The organism is Rhizobium sp. RSm-3 (assembly GCF_001854685.1).
GTDB classification, from domain to species: domain Bacteria; phylum Pseudomonadota; class Alphaproteobacteria; order Rhizobiales; family Rhizobiaceae; genus Rhizobium; species Rhizobium ecuadorense.
The window spans coordinates 1-15605 of record NZ_MAWZ01000007.1 but is presented as its reverse complement, the minus strand read 5'-3'; the positions used below and the strand labels follow the sequence as shown (position 1 = coordinate 15605).

The window sequence follows — 15605 nt, the reverse complement described above, 5'->3', positions numbered from 1 at the left end:
GCCGAACAGCGGGGAAAGTCGCTTCGACTGGCCGGCGGTTCGGCGGCGCTGGTGCGAGCTTTGGAACGAGAGAGCCCGGCCGACAAAATTCCAAACCGCTCGTCCTCGGGATGAGCCGCCAAATCACTCAATCTCCAACATTAAACATTTCTGCCGCGTCGGGCAGCACCGTGTCCGAATGCAAGAGCAATCGCACGGCGTCCTGCATGATCAAGGGGGGAGACATCTGTGAGGCGAGCTCGATCACTCGCGCTTGCAGTTTCTTCACCATCTCGGGGTTTTGATCGGCAAGGTTTGTGGTCTCGGACCTATCTTTCGAAAGATCGAAGAGTTCGACCTTCGGCGGTAACGTCGTCTTCCACACAAGCTTCCAATCGCCCTGCCGCACGGCGGCAGTCATTGGTTCGATGTTGTAGACGATCTCGGTGCGTGGCGATGGTTTGCCTTCGCCAAGCATCGGCCACATGTCCATCCCATCGAGCGGCTTATTCTTGTCGAGTTTAGCGTCGGCCAGAGCTGCCAAGGTCGGGTACATGTCAACCACATGCATCATTCCGTCGGCCGAGCTCGGCTCGATCGTTCCCGGCCAGTTGATCAGGCCGGCGACGCGGGTGCCTCCTTCATATGTCGTCCCCTTGCCCTGCCGGTAAGGACCGTTGTCGGCCGGAAGCTTGCCCTTGACATCGCTTTCCCCCGCAAAGAAGGCATCGACCACGCCGCCGTTGTCGCTGTGAAAGAGAATGAGCGTATTCTCGCGCATGCCGCGCGTTTCGAGAGCTTCGACGACCCTGCCGATGCCATCATCCATCACCGAGATCATCGCTGCGTAGCCTCGACGGCTCTCGTCGGCGATGTGGCTGTTACGTTCAAGATATTCCTTTGGCGCCTGGAAGGGCGTATGCGGCGACGTGAAGGCCAGATACAGGAACAAAGGTTTCGACTGATCGTGTTCATTGATCACTCGCACGGCTTCGGTAGCGAACAGGACATTGTCGAAGCCTTCCTCCTCGATGGCTTCGTTATTCCGGTACCAATCAGCGTTGCCGTTTGCCGACTTATGCGTGAAGTGATCGATCTCGCCAAGCAAAGCGCCATAGAATGAATCGAAGCCGCGCTGGCGCGGCCAGAATGCCGTTTTGGCGTGGCCGAGATGCCATTTGCCGCTCGCAGCGGTGGCGTAGCCTGCTTCCTTGAGCATTTCCGGCAAGAGATAGTCATCGAGCGCCAAGCCGTAGGTGCCGCCCTGGGGAATGACGGCGGTCTGCATGCCGTAGCGGAACGGATAACGCCCCGTCATGAACGCCGCCCGGGTCGGTGTGCACATCGGCTGGGCGTAGAATTGCTCAAGCCGGACCCCATTTTCCGCCAGTTGGTCGATGTTTGGCGTCTTTATGTCAGAGCCATGAAACCCGACATCCTTCCAACCCAAATCGTCGGCGAGGATAAAAACAATGTTCGGCTTGGTCGACTGTGCCAAAGTCGCCGTTCCGGAAGCAAGCGTGGCGGCCAATCCGCGCACGCCAATCCTACCAGCGATTTGCGCCGCCGCCAGCGAACCGCCAGTCGTAAGCATTGTCCGGCGCGTAAACTTTTTTGGACCGATCTTGTTATCAGTGTCCTCGTCCATCAGTTCTGCCTCCCCTTTGCTCACCGGTTTTGTCCGGCATTTTGCGCAAGAACAGTCCGTTGATGATCAAGCCTCCACCGGCAGGGATAAAGCGAGTGCATGAACGCTCAGGCTTCCGGATCTCAGGATAGATCGGCAGAGCAGTCGACGGGCAACTTTGTGATGTAGCCTGACGCGTACCACTGCAGGCCGATATCCGCTGAAATGGGCGCGGCTCTCAGCGCCAGACGAGTTGGCATGTCTGGGCAATGTGCGGTCGATGTAATCGCAATCAATTGTCATGTCCGAGCGCGCGACGATCTGCTTCCTTGTCATCATGTTCGTCTCAATGACGCACCGTTTCAATTAGTCTTTTAGGATGACGGGGATGCCCCTTGGTGTGCCAAAGATTTCGCGAGCACCACATCAGCGATAATGCTGATGCATGATGGCCTTCCCGTCCGGTCGCAAGCTGCGATCTTCTCTCCATGGCTGTCTCAATCACTCCCATTATTGGTTGCACCCATATGAGTTAGTTGCCTCCGGTATTGGTGTAACTATCCCTAGTTTAGCTTTCTATTTATAATTCCACCCGGTACGCAGCCACAGAGCGCTATGTGCCCAGGGGATACATCAATAGATCCATTCGCATTTCACCTGATCTTAACAACAGGAGGAAGCAATGCGTGCACTGACGAATGATGACGGAAACCTACTCTGCAAATTAAGATCTGCAGCTTTTCTCGCTCTTGGCCTCGCGGCTTTTTCGATCGGCGCGGCAGCTGCGAACTCCATCAGCGAAGAAGAGGCGCATGCGATAGGCGTGGAAGCGTACGTTTATTTCTATCCACTGCTATCTATGGACATCACCCGGAAGCAATTGACCAACGTCGATGCCAAGAAGGGTGCGATCGGCGGCCCGTCCAATCAGTTCAACAACATCCTCGAGTTTCCGCCGGCGGACATGAAAGTCGTGGTCCGACCGAATTTCGACACTCTATATTCGAGCGCCTGGCTTAATTTGACGAAAGAACCGGTCGTGGTTTCGGCCCCCGACACCGGCGGACGTTTCTACCTGCTGCCCATGCTCGACATGTGGACGGACGTATTCGCGGCACCGGGCTGGCGGACCACCGGAACTGCGGCCGGCCATTTCCTGATTACCCCTCCCGGCTGGCGGCCGGATCTCAGTGAAGGGTTCGATGAGTTCAAACTGCCGGCGGGAACCCAACGGATCAATGCACCGACGCCCTATGTATGGGTCATCGGACGGACAAAGACCGATGGACCGCCTGACTATGACGCCGTTCATAAGGTCCAGGACGGTTACACCGTCACATTGCTTTCGGAGTGGGGAAAGGAGGCAAAACCGGTACCGGTGAAAATCGACCCGTCGGTGGATATGAAGACCCCACCCAAGACCCAGGTCGATACCGCCTCGGCCGGAGCTTATTTCGCCTATGCTGCTGAGCTCCTGAAACTTCATCCGCCGCACATTACCGATCAGCCCTTACTTGCCCGAATGCAAAGGATCGGCATTGAACCAGGCAAGAGTTTCGATCTTTCCAAAGCAGACGCGGTCGTCCAAAAGGCGCTCGAGACAGTTCCACAGGACGCTCAGGCGCTGATGGCTTGGAAGGTGAAGACACTGGCACGCGTCGCCAACGGCTGGTCGATGAATACCGACACGATGGGCGTATATGGCAATTACTATCTAAAACGCGCCATCATTGCACAGCAAGGTCTCGGCGCCAACCTGCCCGAAGACGCCATCTATCCGCTTAATCTTGCCGACGAAAACGGTCAGCCGCTTGATGGCGGAAACAACTACGCGATCCACTTTGACAAGGATCAAATTCCACCGGTCCAAGCCTTCTGGTCTGTGACGTTATATGACGACGAAGGATTCCAGGTTGCCAATTCCCTCAACCGCTTCGCAGTCAGCAGTTGGATGCCGTTCAAGTACAACGCCGACGGCTCGCTCGATCTCTATTTCCAGAACGAGAGCCCCGGCAAGGACATGGAATGGAACTGGTTGCCAGCACCCCAAGGGCGGTACAACCTGACAATGCGGCTCTATGCACCAAAGCCCGATGCTCTGACCGGCAGATGGAACCCACCGCCGGTCACCAAGGCAAGCACAGCATCTCCTCTGGCGGCGCAATAGCCGACTGATTCGAAAACTGCAGCCAAAGAAATTCCGGATGGATCTCTCCTGTCAGAGGAAACCCGCTAGAACCGGATCGCAAGGCCCAGAATCGGGCCTTGCTGGACGGCATCGAATACGAAGCCGTCATTGCGATAGTTGACGCCGAGGGCGCGATAGCCCGCGACGGCGGAGATGGTTTCGTTAAACTTGTAGCCGAGCCCTGCCATAACGTCCCAATCGATGTCTGCACCGCCGCCGCCGACAAGTCCCCAGCCCGTCAGGTAGACTTTCGGTGTGAAAAAGTAGGTGCCTTTGATGCCGGCCAGGGCATCCACCCATGTGGCGCTGTCGTCCTCGGAGACCCCGTCAAGAATGCCGCCGTTGAAAGATATGTTGGTGTCAACGGACCAGAGCCTGGCACCACCCACGACATCGAGACGGCCGTCGGGACCGTCAAGGACCGAATAGCCCACGCCAAGCAGACCGGCAAAAGTCTTGGAGGTAACCTCGACGTTGTTCACGATGATACCCTTTGGCGTGTCGGCGTCATTGGAGAGCTTGGTGTACATGATGTCGCCGAAGATGCTGAAGCGATCGTAGCGCGCTTCGCCAATGGCCATCATCGCAAAATCGAGGTTCTCAAAGATGTCGCCGAAGCTTGCGTCGACATGAACCTGAGGAAGGCCAAACTGCGCCATGTCTCCGGACATGCTAGCACCCCAGAAATAAGGGGCAGACGTAAAAGTCCATCCACTCCGGGTCTCTATAGGTTTTGCCTCCGGGTTCAAGAGCGACGTCATATCCGCCGCCTCGAGTGAGCCGCAAACTGTCATTGCGCCTAAAAGGATGGCGGCATACCCAACGTAGTATTTCATGTTCTTATCCCCCCAAGAGATCCGCCGCCCCTTCGCGGCGATTTCAGATCATGCTTGCATAGAGCTATCATTCGCTCAGCGACTATCGCGGAGCGTAAAGCCATTCAGCACGGCCTGTGGCCGCGACAGCTGTAGTTCGGAAATATATGCTGATCAGGTACTTAACCGAGATAATACGAGCCCCCCGCCGCAGCCGGTCGCCGATAATTATATTAGCATCATCTTACCATTCAATGGTATGATTCGAAAATAAACTTCGGTCAAGGCGTGAAGCCGTGACCTCTGATTGACTTCGCGGTTTCGAATCAACAATCCAAGGCTGTGCGAGATCTTCGCCGGAGACTTTCCGCAGTGGCTGTGAATGGATGCTCAAGTCGGCCTTTCGGCTCCGGCGACAGTATGCGCTGGCACCAAAGGCCAAGGAGCAATCGGCGGACGATTGGAGGTCGCGGTGCTGCGAGCAACAAAGCACGAGTTTCCAAGGCAAAAAAGATCCAAGGCTTCGATGCTTCAACGAGGCGAGACGCCCTTGAGCAAGCCAGCCGTGAGGGCTGCGCATCTCCAGGAATTGACTATGGCCTACATTCCCGGCGGCACATTTCGGATGGGCTCAGACAAGTATTATCCTGAGGAAGCGCCCATGCATCGCGTGACCGTCGATGGCTTTTGGGTAGATCGGACACCGGTTACAAACCGCCAATTTCGAGAATTCGTCGAAGCCACCGGTGACTTTTGCCGAGATCGCTCCTGATCCAAGAGATTATCCTGGCGCACCCCCACATCTTCTCAAGGCCGGCTCCGCAGTATTCTTGCCTCCGAACCACCCGGTTGACCTTCGTGACATTTCGAAGTGGTGGACATTCGCTTTCGGCGCGAACTGGCGTCATCCGTATGGAAAGGGCAGTTCGATCCGTAAACTGGACGATCACCCTGTCGTGCATGTCGCGTATCAGGACGCCGCAGCCTATGCGGCCTGGGCCGGCAAATCGCTTCCGACGGAAGCTGAATGGGAGTTCGCGGCCCGTGGCGGCCTTGATGGTGCCGAATATGCCTGGGGTGACGAACTCACCCCTGGAGGCAGACACATGGCAAACACCTGGCAAGGACAATTCCCACACGAAAATAGTGCGGACGACGGCTTCGAGCGGACGTCTCCAGTCAGGGCATTTCCGGCGAATGGCTATGGCGTGTACGACATGATCGGCAATGTGTGGGAATGGACAACCGATTGGTATTCAACACGGAATAAGGGCGACGCGTCCAAAGCCTGCTGCATTCCACAAAATCCGCGCGGTGCATCTGAAAGTGACAGCTATGATCCTTGCATGCCCGAAATCAGAATTCCCCGGAAAGTCATTAAGGGCGGATCGCACCTTTGCGCGCCCAACTATTGCCGCCGTTATCGTCCCGCCGCACGACATCCTGAGCCGGTCGACACGTCGACGAGCCACTTGGGTTTTCGATGCATTGTACGAAACTTAGAAACCGAGGTGACTGAAGACGTTAATTCCAATGCTGGCTAGCTAAGTGCTGGTCACTTGCGAGATCGTCGCAATATTTCCTAACTCGATGCTTGGTATCGCCCCCAAATGGCACCCTGCCATTAGCCGAAAGAAGCAACGGCCGATCACGCGATTTGGAACGGATTAGCAACATCCGAGCGGAAGCGGGACGTTATCGCCCGCCGATCACCGCGCGCCATCCACCTGTTATCCACAGCTTATCCACAGGCGCGGTGGCGGCGACCGCAGCAACTTCAATGACATTCGCCCGGCGGCAAACCGCACCGCGCAAACGCGATGTGACCGTTGAATGACACTGCGCTTTTGTTTGTCCGCCCGGATATAAACCGCAACCCGGCTCGGCTAGATTCAATGCTCTTCCCGACCGTGGCGGCGGACGCCGGGAGGAAGTGGGCGGTGGGCAACATGAGGGCCCGCCGCTCTCTTTTCATTCAGCCAGTTCTGATTCAGGCAGTGCGGGAGCTTCTATAGACCGAGACACCGAGTTCCCTGATCTTCTTGCGCAGGGTGTTGCGGTTGAGGCCGAGAAGATCGGCCGCCTTGATCTGGTTGCCGCGCGTTGCCGTGAGCGCCGCGAGGATCAGCGGATATTCCATTTCCGTCAGCACGCGGTCATAGAGGCCGGGCGGCGGCAGGTTTTCGCCGAAGCCTGAGAAATAGGTGCGCATGTTCTCCTCGACCGCTTGCGCGATCGTCATCGAGCCGCTGCGGACCGGACCCTTGTCGATCGGGCTGTCGGGCACGTCGGAGCGCAGTTCCGCGTCGATGATCTCGCGGGTGATGACATCCTGCGGATAGAGCGCCATCAGCCGGCGGATGAGATTTTCCAGCTCGCGGACATTGCCCGGCCAGGCATAGGCCTTCATCAGTTCCAGCGCTTCCTGATCGAAGCGCTTGGAGCCGAGGCCTTCCTTTTCGGCCTGCTGGATGAAATGGCGCACGAGATCGGGAATGTCCTCGGCGCGGTCGCGCAGCGGCGGCAGGCGCAGCGGCACGACGTTGAGGCGATAATAGAGATCCTCGCGGAACAGGCCCTGGTTGATCGCCTGCTTCAGATCCTTGTTGGTGGCGGCGACGATGCGCACATCCGTGCGGATCGGCGTGCGGCCGCCAACGGTTGTGTATTCGCCCTGCTGCAGCACGCGCAGAAGCCGGGTCTGGGCGTCCATCGGCATATCGCCGATCTCGTCGAGGAAGAGCGTGCCGCCTTCGGCCTGTTCGAAGCGGCCGGTCGAGCGGGTCTGCGCGCCGGTGAAGGCGCCCTTCTCGTGGCCAAAGAGTTCCGATTCGATCAGGTCGCGCGGAATCGCCGCCATGTTGATGGCGACGAACGGGCCGTTGCGGCGCTTGCCGTAATCATGCAGCGCCCGGGCGACGAGCTCCTTGCCGGTGCCGGATTCGCCGGTGATCATCAGCGTCAGGTCCGTCTGCATCAAGCGGGCGAGCACGCGGTAGATTTCCTGCATCGCCGCCGAGCGGCCGACGAGCGGCATGCCGTCCTGCATGTCCTCTTCGAGCTTGGCCGGTTTGCGCTTCGGCTCGGCAAGCGCGCGGCCGATGATGCCTATCAGCTCGGTCAGGTCGAAGGGCTTCGGCAGATAATCGTAGGCGCCCTTCTCGGAGGCCTTGATGGCGGTCATGAAGGTGTTCTGCGCGCTCATGACAAGAACCGGCAGATCGGGGCGCGCCTTCTTGATGCGCGGCAAGAGGTCGAAGGCGTTTTCATCCGGCATCACCACGTCGGTGACGACAAGATCGCCCTCGCCCGCCGAGATCCAGCGCCAGAGAGTAGCGGCGTTGGAGGTGATGCGAACGTCATAACCGGCGCGGCTCAAAGCCTGGTTGAGCACGGTCCGGATGGCCGCATCATCATCTGCAACGAGGATCGTAGCTGTCATCGAGAAGGTCCTGTCGAGCTTGCGGAAGAGGCGTCTTCAAGCGAGGCGTCCTTCGACGCCGGCATGAGAACGCGGAATGTCGTGCGGCTGTTCTGGCTGTCGCATTCGATGATGCCGCCGTGATCGCCGATGATCTTGGCGACCAGCGCCAGGCCGAGGCCGCTGCCGTTGGTCTTGGTGGTGATGAAGGGATCGAAGAGATGCGGCAGCAGATCGGTGGGAACGCCGGGGCCGTTGTCGTGGACGCAGAATTCCAGCGGCAGCGAGATTTTTTCACGGGTGCCGGCGACGGAGAGACGGATGCCGGGGCGATAGGCCGTGGTCAGCAGAATCTCGCCGTCCGGCCGATCGCCGACCGCTTCGGCGGCGTTCTTGACCAGATTGAGGAAGACCTGCACGAGCTGGTCGCGATTGGCATATACGGCCGGCAGCGACGGATCGTAACTCTCGGTCACGCGGATGTTGCGGGCAAAACCCGCCTTGGCGACGGCCTTCACGTGATCGAGCACGGAATGGATGTTGACCGGCATGCGGTCGACCGGGCGCTCGTCGGAAAAGACTTCCATGCGATCGACCAGCGAGACGATGCGGTCGGTCTCGTCGCAGATCAGCCGGGTCAGCGCCCGGTCGTCGTCGACCGCGGATTGTTCGAGCAGCTGGGCGGCGCCGCGGATTCCGGAGAGCGGGTTCTTGATCTCATGCGCCAGCATCGAGGCGAGACCGGTGACCGAGCGGGCGGCGGCGCGATGCGTCAGCTGCCGGTCGATCTTGTCGGCCATCGAGCGTTCCTGAAAGACGATGACGACGGCGCCGGGCTCGCTGAGCACCGGGGCGACGTAGAGATCGACGAGCTTGTCCTGGCCGAGGCGGGGCGAACTCAGGTCGACGCGATATTCGTTGACCGGCGCCTTGCGCTCGCGCACCTGGTCGATCAGGGCGAGCAGCGGGCTGCCGAAGGGAATGAACGTCGAGATGCGATAACGCGCCAGATGCGGGGCGCTGGCGCCGAAGAAGGCCTCCGCCTCCCAATTGGCGAAAACGACGAAGCCGGATTCGTCGACCATGACGACGGGGTTCTGGATGGCGTTGAGCACGGCCATGGCGACGGTTCCGCCGGCAGGATCGGGCGGAGAAGTCGTATCCTTCGTCATGCCGCCTCCCGGCTGTCGACAACACCCGATGCCAATGCCTGATAAAGGGCCTGATAAAGGCGTGCGGCCACCTCGCGTGGATCGCGGGAGGTCATGATCGCAGCTTTATCACCGCCGGCGAGATCAGGGGCGAAACGCTCGAGATACCAGCCGAGATGCTTGCGAGCATGGCGGATCGCCACGGCCTCGCCGTAGAAATCCAGCATCATCGCGTAATGTTCGACAGCGATATCGGCGATCGCCTCGCGGCGCGGCGCGGCGGCACCTGATATGACGCCGGCATGCCACGGCCTGCCCTGGCAGCCCCGGCCGATCATCACGGCATCGGCGCCGGAACGGCGCAATATTTCCTGCGCGTCCTCTGAAGTTTCGACATCGCCATTGGCGATCAGCGGAACCGAGATTACCTCGCGAACGGGACGGATCGCGTCCCAATCGGCACGGCCTTCATAAAACTGCATGCGGGTGCGCCCATGAATGGTCACCAGCTGAATGCCGGCCGCCTCGGCGCGGCGCGCAATCTCGGGCGCGTTGATCGAATTCTCGTCCCAGCCGAGGCGCATCTTCAGCGTCACGGGAATATCGACGGCCTTGACCGTCGCCTCGATGAGGCCGAGCGCGTGATCGGGATCGCGCATCAGTGCTGAGCCGGAGTAACCGCCGATCACCTTCTTTGCCGGGCAGCCCATGTTGATGTCGATGATATCGGCGCCATGATCGGCAGCGATCTTCGCCGCCTCCGCCATCCAGTGCGCCTCGCGGCCGGCGAGCTGCACCATATGCGGACGGAAGCCTGCGGCCTTGAGCCGCGACCAGGATTCGGCCGTGTCGTTGACCAATTCGCGGCTCGCCACCATTTCGGTGACGACGAGGCCGGCGCCGAAGCGCCAGGCGAGCTCGCGGAAAGGCATGTCCGTGACGCCGGACATCGGCGCCAGCACGACACGGTTGCGCACCGATACAGGTCCTATTCGGAAAGGCGCTGCGAGGTCCTTGGAAATCAAATGATTATCTTTCGGGCACACTGTGGAACTGCATGATTTTTAGCCATTGTTCCCCGGCTTGCCAAGGGGGCTCAGATCGAAATCGATATTTTTCGGGCAGATGCTGGAAAAGGCCAAAGCAAGACGTTAGAGCACTCGGGTCAATTCCGCATAATTTAGGGGATTTATGCTGCAAATGCCTTCTAAGCAACCGATATCGGCTGGAATTGTCATCGTCGCCGCCGGCCGCGGCGAGCGTGCAGGCTCCTCCGAGGAAGGCCCGAAGCAATATCGCCTGATCGGCGGCAAGCCGGTTATCGCCCATACGCTTGAAAACTTCATGACGTGGGGGCCGGCGACCGATATCGTCGTCGTTATTCATCCTGATGACGAGGCACTGTTTGCAAAGGCGTTGCGCCACATCGTCTCGGCAACGCCGATCGAAACGGTGCATGGCGGCGCGACCCGGCAGCAATCCGTGCTGGCGGGGCTGCGACATCTCAAGGACAAGCAAATCAGCCATGTGCTGATCCATGACGCTGTGCGGCCGTTCTTCGACCATGTGCTTCTCGACCGCATCGCCGAGAACCTTGGCGACGGCGCGGCCGCTGTCCTGCCGGCGACACCCGTGACCGACACGCTGAAACGCGCCGACAGCATCGGCGCCGTGTTGACGACGGTGTCGCGCGAGCACCTCTATGCCGCGCAGACGCCGCAATCCTTCGCTTTCGAAACGATCCTCGACGCGCATGAAAAGGCAGCGGCGAGCGGGCGCAGCGATTTCACCGACGATGCCTCGATCGCGGAATGGGCGGGCATTCCGGTGACGATCGTCGAGGGCACGGCCGATAATGTCAAACTGACGGTGAAGAAGGATATCGCCATGGCCGACGACAAACTGTCGACGTCGCTGCTTCCCGATGTGCGCACCGGCAATGGCTACGACGTGCATCAGCTCGTAGCAGGCGATGGCGTGACGCTCTGCGGCGTGTTCATTCCGCACGACCAAAAGCTGAAAGGCCATTCGGATGCCGACGTAGCGCTGCATGCGCTGACAGATGCGTTGCTCGCCACCTGCGGCGCCGGCGATATCGGTGACCATTTCCCGCCCTCCGATCCGCAATGGAAGGGGGCGGCGTCGCGCATCTTCATCGAGCATGCCGCGCGGATCGTGCGAGAGCGCGGCGGCACGATCATGAATGCCGATGTCTCGCTGATCGCCGAGGCGCCGAAGGTCGGCCCGCATCGCGAGGCCATGCGGGCGAAATTGTCGGAGTATCTCGGCATCGAGATCGAGCGCTGCTCGGTCAAGGCGACGACCAACGAGACGATCGGCTTCGTCGGCCGGCGCGAAGGCATCGCTGCGATCGCCACGGCGACCGTCGTCTATCGCGGGGGGAAACGATGAGCCTTTTTCCCGAGGACATTCAGTCGGCGGCGCAGACAATCATCGGTGACTTCACGTCCGCGGGGCTGCTGATCTCGACCGCAGAATCCTGCACCGGCGGGCTGATATCAGGCGCGCTGACCGAGATATCGGGATCGTCGGCGGTCGTCGACCGCGGCTTCGTCACCTATACCAATACCGCCAAGATCGAGCTGCTTGGCGTGCAGGAGGCAACGCTGCTGGGTTTCGGGGCGGTCTCCGAGGAAACGGCGCGGCAGATGGTGCATGGCGCCCTCTTCCGCTCGCGCGCCGACATCGCCATCGCCGTCACCGGCATTGCCGGCCCCGGCGGCGGATCGGCGGAGAAACCGGTCGGCCTCGTGCATCTCGCCGCCAAATCACGCAGCGGCGCGCTCCTCCATCGTAAAATGCTCTATGGCGACATCGGCCGCAGCGAGGTTCGGCTGGCAACGGTCCGGACGGCACTGGAGATGGTGCGCTCGCTCCTCACGCACTGATGGTGCCTGCAGCCGCCCGTCACGCGGCAGCGTAGATCTTGCTCGCGCGCGTCTCGAAGGCTTCCGTGAACATGCGGAAGGCGCGGTCGAACATCGAGCCCATCAGCGCGCCCAAAATGCGGCTCTTGAACTCGTAGTCGATGAAGAAATCGACGGTGCAGCCGCCGGTCGGCGTCTCCGTGAAATGCCAGCGGTTGTCGAGATATCTGAACGGCCCGTCGATATATTTGACCTCGATGACGCGCTCGGCGCGGTTCAGCAGCACCTGGGTCGTAAAGGTCTCGCGGATCGCCTTGTATCCCACAGTCATATCGGCGACGAGAAGGATCTTGCCGTCGCGCTCCTTGCGGCTCCTGATGGCAAGCGCCTCGCAGAGCGGCAGAAATTCGGGATAGCGCTCGACATCGGCAACGAGGTCAAACATCTGTTCGGGCGTGTGCGGGACGGGACGATGGGTTTCGAATTGCGGCATAGGCGGCAATTAAGCGGGCCGGCCGAGAAGATCAAGAAGCTCGCGCATCTCACGACGGGATTTTAGTTGGAGTACCGGTATGTCAGAGCCGCGCTCGGCGATCCCGCCGGCATGATCCCGAAGTGCCGCCTGGATTAAGGGGACGACATGGCGCTCGAAGTTCCAGATATAGGAAAGCGCATCCAGCGAGAGGCTTTCAGGGCAGCCGGCAGGCAATTCGGGACGGTTACGCCCGAAATAACGCAATGCTCTTGAGATGGCACCGGACAGGCAGGCATATCTTGGCGGGCGAAGCCAAATGACCGCCTGAGCGCGCGGCAGGCGAAGATGGAAAGAACTGAGGCCGGTTCCGTCCATGATCCAGCGCTCTTCCTCCACGACCTTGGCGATAAGGCGATCGATCTCATCGCGCGGCCTCTTTCTCCAGCCGGGCAGCCAGTAGAAGTCACGGTCCATGGAGATGTAGCGAAGTCCGAGCGCTCGCGAAAGCCGCTTTGCGAGCGTGCTCTTGCCGCTGCCGGGGCAGCCGATCACCAGGATGCGGTCGGCCGCACGCATCGATTTCAAACCGGATGTGCCTTTCATCGCCGGCAGCCCAAAGAAAACCGCGATGAAAACCACTGCGGTCAGTTTGTTAACGAACGTCGCGCCCTACTCGGCGGCGTCCTCGGCCTTGTGCCGAGGATCTGCTGCGCATCACCCGTCGCAGATGCTCGGGACAAGCCCGAGCATGACGAAAGGGAGATTGGAGCAGTCTGACGTGCAGCAAAAGGTTGCGAACCCTTACTCAGCCGCCATCACCAGCTTCTTTTCGCGCGCCGCACGCAGCCGGGCAAAATCATCGCCGGCATGGTGGGAGGAGCGGGTCAGCGGGCTGGAGGCGACCATCAGGAAGCCCTTGCTGTAGGCGACCGTCTCGTAGGACTTGAACTCGTCCGGGGTGACGAAGCTTTCGACCTTGTGGTGCTTGCGGGTCGGCTGCAGGTACTGGCCGATCGTCAGGAAGTCGACATCGGCGGTCCGCAGGTCGTCCATCAGCTGCAGCACCTCGTTGCGCTCCTCGCCGAGGCCGACCATGATGCCCGACTTGGTGAACATGGTCGGATCGAGTTCCTTCACCCGCTGCAGCAGACGGATGGAGTGGAAATAGCGGGCGCCGGGGCGAACCGTCAGATAATTGCCGGGGACCGTCTCCATATTGTGGTTGAAGACGTCGGGCTTGGCGGCGACGACACGCTCCAAGGCGCCCGGCTTCTTCAGGAAGTCCGGCGTCAGGATTTCGATTGTCGTTGCCGGCGAAGCGGCGCGGATCGCCCAGATCACCTTTTCGAAATGTTCGGCGCCGCCATCCTCCAGGTCGTCGCGGTCGACCGAGGTGATGACGACGTGGCTGAGGCCCATTTCCTTGACCGCTTTGGCGACGTTCTCGGGCTCGGCCATATCGAGGGCGTTCGGCTTGCCGGTGGCGACATTGCAGAAGGCGCAGGCGCGGGTACAGATCTCGCCCATGATCATGAAGGTGGCGTGCTTCTTGTCCCAGCACTCGCCGATATTCGGGCAGCCGGCCTCCTCGCAGACGGTGACGAGCTTGTGCTCCTTCACAATCGCGCGCGTCTCGGCATAACCCTTGGAGGTCGGCGCCTTGACGCGAATCCAGTCCGGCTTGCGCATGACTTCCGTATCCGGCCGATGCGCCTTCTCGGGATGGCGTACGCGCTTGGCGTCGGGATTGATCGTGTCGAGGATAGTCACCATTGCAGTATCAGCCTTCCGCCGCCCTTAAAGCGGCATCATCTCTTGATCTAGCGCCGCACCAGCCGCGCAAGGAATATCAGCAGGCAGGCGCCAAGGAAACCCGTGACGAAATAACCGAGCCGTCCGCCGGCGAGCTGGACATGGAATTGGGCGAGGATGGCGGTGGCGACGACCGAGCCGACGATGCCGAGCACGATGTTCAGGAAAATCCCGTATCGCGCCTCCATCAGCTTGCCGGCGAGCCAGCCCGCAAGGCCGCCGATGATGATTGACGAAATTAAGCCCACGCCTTCCATGCCTGCCCTACCCTTAAGCGACCGCCCTGGCGATCAGCACCACGATAATGGCGCCGACGGTGGCGTGGATGATCTGCACCACCAGCGCATTGTCGATGCCCAGCGAAATGCCGAGGGCGCTGAACAGATAACCGCCGACGAAGGCGCCGATGATGCCGCTCAGCAGGCATCTGATCAAACCGCCGCCACCGACGACCAGACTGGCGAGGAAGCCTGCGACCAGGCCGATCAGCAAAAACACCAGCAACGCCTGCGTCTCCATAGACATGATGATTTCCTTTCGTTTTTTCCAGCCCCCGAGGGATGGCCTAGGCCACCCCGGAAGATGGCTTAGCCGCCCTGGGGGATGGCATACGCCACCCGGGATAAAGGGCGGCCTTGGAAATTATCAAGCGTTCAGCACGCGGCCATAGGCATCGAGCACCGCTTCCTTCATCGTTTCGGAGACTGTGGGATGCGGGAAGATCGTGTGCATCAGTTCTTCCTCTGTCGTTTCGAGGTTCATCGCGACGACAAAACCCTGGATGAGCTCGGTGACTTCGGCGCCGACCATATGGGCGCCGAGCAGCTCGCCGGTCTTCTTGTCGAAGATCACCTTGACCATGCCCTGGTCTTCGCCGAGTGCGATCGCCTTGCCGTTGGCGGCGAAGGAGAAGCGGCCGACGCGGATGTCACGGCCCAGCTCCTTGGCCTTGGCTTCGGTGAGACCGACGGAGGCGACCTGCGGGTTGCAATAGGTGCAGCCCGGGACCTTGCCCTTGTCTGTGGGATGAACGTTCGGCAGGCCGGCGATCTTCTCGACGCAGACGACGCCCTCATGCTCGGCCTTGTGCGCCAGCATCGGCGGGCCGGCAACGTCGCCGATCGCATAGATGCCGGCGACATTGGTCTTGCCGTAACCGTCGGCGACGACGCAGCCGCGGTCGGTCTTGATGCCGAGCGCTTCGAGGCCGAGATTTTCGATATTGCCCTGAACGCCAACGGCGGAGATC

14 protein-coding genes and 1 pseudogene are annotated in these 15605 nt (G+C 60.2%); 4 read left to right on the top strand and 11 right to left on the bottom strand.

The window, feature by feature from the left end; all coding sequences use genetic code 11:
* Positions 1-127: 127 nt before the first annotated feature.
* On the bottom strand, positions 128-1627 hold the full coding sequence (locus BBJ66_RS09525) for an arylsulfatase B (RefSeq protein WP_071086594.1): 1500 nt from the start codon (positions 1625-1627) through the stop codon (positions 128-130).
* A 661-nt stretch (positions 1628-2288) separates the two neighbouring features.
* Here BBJ66_RS09525 and BBJ66_RS09520 point away from each other — a divergent pair.
* Positions 2289-3773: a DUF1254 domain-containing protein gene (locus tag BBJ66_RS09520; protein WP_071086592.1), complete on the top strand. Its 1485-nt coding sequence runs from the start codon at positions 2289-2291 to the stop codon at positions 3771-3773.
* 65 nt (positions 3774-3838) lie between these two features.
* On the opposite strand, the gene BBJ66_RS09515 is transcribed toward BBJ66_RS09520, so the two are convergent.
* Positions 3839-4588, bottom strand: coding sequence for a hypothetical protein (locus BBJ66_RS09515; protein ID WP_443217131.1), 750 nt, complete (start codon positions 4586-4588; stop codon positions 3839-3841).
* 616 nt (positions 4589-5204) lie between these two features.
* Between BBJ66_RS09515 and BBJ66_RS09510 the strand changes: the two are divergent.
* Positions 5205-6153 (top strand): annotated as a pseudogene (locus tag BBJ66_RS09510) (formylglycine-generating enzyme family protein).
* 446 nt (positions 6154-6599) lie between these two features.
* On the opposite strand, the gene ntrC reads toward BBJ66_RS09510, so the two are convergent.
* Genes ntrC through dusB form a run of 3 tightly spaced genes read right to left on the bottom strand, consistent with a single transcriptional unit; the run spans position 6600 to position 10227 of the window.
* Entirely contained in the window at positions 6600-8051 is a 1452-nt protein-coding gene (ntrC, locus tag BBJ66_RS09505; RefSeq protein WP_049735607.1) for a nitrogen regulation protein NR(I), read from the bottom strand.
* Complete coding sequence (locus BBJ66_RS09500) at positions 8048-9202, bottom strand: two-component system sensor histidine kinase NtrB (protein ID WP_071086588.1); 1155 nt, start codon at positions 9200-9202, stop codon at positions 8048-8050. Before BBJ66_RS09500 ends, ntrC begins: the two co-directional genes overlap by 4 nt.
* On the bottom strand, positions 9199-10227 hold the full coding sequence (gene dusB, locus BBJ66_RS09495) for a tRNA dihydrouridine synthase DusB (RefSeq protein ID WP_071086585.1): 1029 nt from the start codon (positions 10225-10227) through the stop codon (positions 9199-9201). Before dusB ends, BBJ66_RS09500 begins: the two co-directional genes overlap by 4 nt.
* Positions 10228-10372: 145 nt before the next feature.
* Here dusB and BBJ66_RS09490 point away from each other — a divergent pair, with 145 nt between their 5' ends.
* Positions 10373-11593, top strand: coding sequence for a bifunctional 2-C-methyl-D-erythritol 4-phosphate cytidylyltransferase/2-C-methyl-D-erythritol 2,4-cyclodiphosphate synthase (locus tag BBJ66_RS09490; protein WP_071086581.1), 1221 nt, complete (start codon positions 10373-10375; stop codon positions 11591-11593).
* On the top strand, positions 11590-12090 hold the full coding sequence (locus tag BBJ66_RS09485) for a CinA family protein (RefSeq protein WP_071086578.1): 501 nt from the start codon (positions 11590-11592) through the stop codon (positions 12088-12090). The genes BBJ66_RS09490 and BBJ66_RS09485 overlap by 4 nt, the downstream gene beginning before the upstream one ends.
* A gap of 19 nt (positions 12091-12109) precedes the next feature.
* Here BBJ66_RS09485 and BBJ66_RS09480 read toward each other — a convergent pair whose 3' ends face one another.
* The 6 genes from BBJ66_RS09480 to BBJ66_RS09455 form a co-directional block, all read right to left on the bottom strand.
* Positions 12110-12562, bottom strand: a complete 453-nt coding sequence (locus BBJ66_RS09480; protein WP_071086576.1) for a type II toxin-antitoxin system RatA family toxin — start codon at positions 12560-12562, stop codon at positions 12110-12112.
* A gap of 9 nt (positions 12563-12571) precedes the next feature.
* Entirely contained in the window at positions 12572-13147 is a 576-nt protein-coding gene (locus tag BBJ66_RS09475) for an AAA family ATPase (protein WP_071086820.1), read from the bottom strand.
* 198 nt (positions 13148-13345) lie between these two features.
* Positions 13346-14317, bottom strand: a complete 972-nt coding sequence (lipA, locus tag BBJ66_RS09470) for a lipoyl synthase (protein ID WP_049735613.1) — start codon at positions 14315-14317, stop codon at positions 13346-13348.
* A gap of 47 nt (positions 14318-14364) precedes the next feature.
* The gene (locus BBJ66_RS09465; RefSeq protein WP_071086575.1) at positions 14365-14613 is read right to left on the bottom strand and encodes a GlsB/YeaQ/YmgE family stress response membrane protein; all 249 of its coding nucleotides are present in this window, start codon (positions 14611-14613) and stop codon (positions 14365-14367) included.
* 13 nt (positions 14614-14626) lie between these two features.
* Positions 14627-14881, bottom strand: coding sequence for a GlsB/YeaQ/YmgE family stress response membrane protein (locus BBJ66_RS09460; RefSeq protein WP_003573335.1), 255 nt, complete (start codon positions 14879-14881; stop codon positions 14627-14629).
* A 120-nt stretch (positions 14882-15001) separates the two neighbouring features.
* Positions 15002-15605, bottom strand: a 604-nt coding sequence (locus tag BBJ66_RS09455; RefSeq protein ID WP_161492672.1) for an FAD-dependent oxidoreductase, incomplete at its 5' end; no start/stop codon positions are given.